Genomic DNA, 2353 nt, shown 5'->3' with positions numbered 1-2353 from the left:
CCTCCTCGTTGAGCGCTATTTTCTTGGGCTATTTTTGCGTGAACATTCTTGCCTCGCTGAATATCCCCGGGTACCTGGGCATCCCCGCAATTATTTACGTGGGGGCGCTCCCATGGGCTCAGGCGGAGCGGCACCAATTCACCTTGGCGCTGGCGTGGGTCATTGCGGTGGCACTGGTGAGTTGGCTGGTACGTGGCATGTGGGGCACCCTGCTGGCATGCGTGGGCTATTCTCTCTGGATTGTACTGGTGGCAACCAGCGGTGATCCTTTTGACCTGTCCGCCAATATGAGCCGCGTGCTCGTAATTTTGGGTTTCCCGCTGGCTTTCATCGTCGCTGGAGGCGGCATTTACCGCATCTTCTATCTGCGGCAGAACCCGAAGATGTTGAGATACCTGCAAGAGCGTGCCCTGTACCTGGGCGAGTGGTAGCAACCGGTTAGGGCGGCGTTCCCCTCCCCCCTCGTTTTTTTGTAATTACATATCCCGCTAGAGGACACAAAAACTTAGAGGACGCAGAAACTTACAGGACACAGAAATTTAGAGGGCACAGCAAAATCCCGGGCACTCTCTCGTGAGAGTACCCGGGATTTCGAGTCCTACAGGACGACTAGAGCATTACCGAAAGCGGTATTACTCCCGTCTGTTCTACTCCTGCCAGCCAACGTTGACCCAGTAGTCAGCGCTGGTGTAGCCGCTCTTGAACAGGGACGGACCATAGTTTGCAACCTTCGATTTGGTTGCAATGTACATCGGACCGTTTGCGTAGGGCAGGTACGCTGCGACCTTCTCGAAGTAGAGCTTCTCAGCCTGGTTAGCAATCTTGGCGCGCTCTTCCTCCTTCTCGGTGTTCTGCAACTTCTCCATGAGAGCGTCCACCTCGGAGTCACCTACGCCGAGAGCCTCAGTAGCAAAGAAGTACGGTGCGGAGGACGCCATATCGGATGCAACACCCCAGGTATTAAAAATCGCCTGGTAGCTCTTGTTTCCGAGCACGCTGTTCATGTTCGACTGGGGTTGACTATCAGAGGTAATGCGGATACCTGCTGCCTTCAGCTGCTGCTCCAGGATCTGGTAAACAGCCTGGAAGACAGCCTCGGAACCGAAGGAGGTCAGTGCGAAACCAGCAACCTTGCCGTCCTTAGCGTAGTAGTCGCCGGACTTGGAGTAGCCTGCGGCCTCCAGAATCTTGGCGGCCGCCTGAGCACCGTTGTCACCTGCGTAATTATTCTCATACCCCTTCTGGAACGGCATGGCGAGAACAGAACCGGGTACCGGCTCGGTCCAGCCGAGCTGCGAGAAGTATGCCTTAGCGATCTGCTCACGATCGATAGCTACCAAAGCCGCACGGCGAACAGCCAGGTCATCAACGTTCTTGGGGTTGATCTGGATGATATTGACGCTAGTGTTCTGGCTCTGGCGAATATCGGTGCCTGCCTGGCCCTTCACCACATTGTAGCTACTTGCGCCAACGAAGCTGAAGGCGTCCAGTTCGCCGTTCTTGAAGCTTGCACGGATTGCTTCGGAGTCCATCTGGCGCCAGATGATGCGGTCCAACAACGGCTTCTCGCCCCACCACTTGTCGTTCTTAACCAGGGTGAGCACCTTCTGGGAGGAGTTCCACTCGCCAACCTTGAAGGGGCCTGCCCAATACTTGTCCTGGGGCTTGTCGATGAAGCCCTCGTTGAAGAGGGTGACGTCTTCCAGGGCGGGGTGCATCGCAAAAGCGCACAGACCCTCGGAGGGGTAGTACGGGGTCTTCATAGTGACCTTGACGTGGCGGTCATCGCCGCCCACAGACTCGATGCTCTCAACCTGCTGCCACATCTGGCTATCGGTGATGTGATAGGGGTTGTCGGTAGCGGCGCGGTATGCCTTCCAGTAGGCACGCACAGCGTTCACATCCATGGGCGTACCATCGTTGAAGGCAGCCTTGGGGTTAATCTTGAAGGTCGCGGTCTGCACGCCATCGACAGTTTCAGTCTTGTGCTCGGTGCAGAACTCGGGGTTAAGGGTGTTCTCACCGCTGGGGCTCATGGTGTAGAAGCCCATGACGGCGGGAATGTTGCATGTAGACAGAGCTTCAAGGTTGCCGCCAATGGCACCATTCTGAGTCTGCAGGTTGAAGTCGGGACCGATAGCCAGGGCTGCAAGGGTCAGGGTGCCGCCCTGCTTGAGGGAGGAGCGATCCTGCTTGTTAATCTGAAGGTTCTTCAGAATATCTTCAGCATTGTTAGAAGCGGAACCGCCAACCTTTTCCTTCGAGCCGCCGCAGGCAGCCAGCAGACCAACGGTGCCGAGGGCAACGGTGCCGGTCAGGAGGGTACGGCGAGAGACAGACATGCTCTTCATGG

At 56.5% G+C, this 2353-nt stretch carries 1 protein-coding gene and 1 pseudogene; one reads left to right on the top strand and one right to left on the bottom strand.

Annotated elements, in window-relative coordinates; genetic code table 11:
• Positions 1-431, top strand: a pseudogene (locus tag Q0216_RS01430) (dihydrodipicolinate synthase); the annotation flags it as partial.
• Positions 432-647: 216 nt separating this feature from the next.
• Here the strand turns inward: Q0216_RS01430 and Q0216_RS01425 are convergent.
• On the bottom strand, positions 648-2353 hold a 1706-nt coding region (locus Q0216_RS01425), incomplete at its 5' end, for an ABC transporter family substrate-binding protein (RefSeq protein WP_298592351.1).

The organism is uncultured Rothia sp., from assembly GCF_937976295.1.
GTDB lineage: Bacteria > Actinomycetota > Actinomycetes > Actinomycetales > Micrococcaceae > Rothia.
The sequence above is the reverse complement of the archived record's forward strand: the minus strand, read 5'-3'. Positions and strand labels throughout refer to the sequence as shown.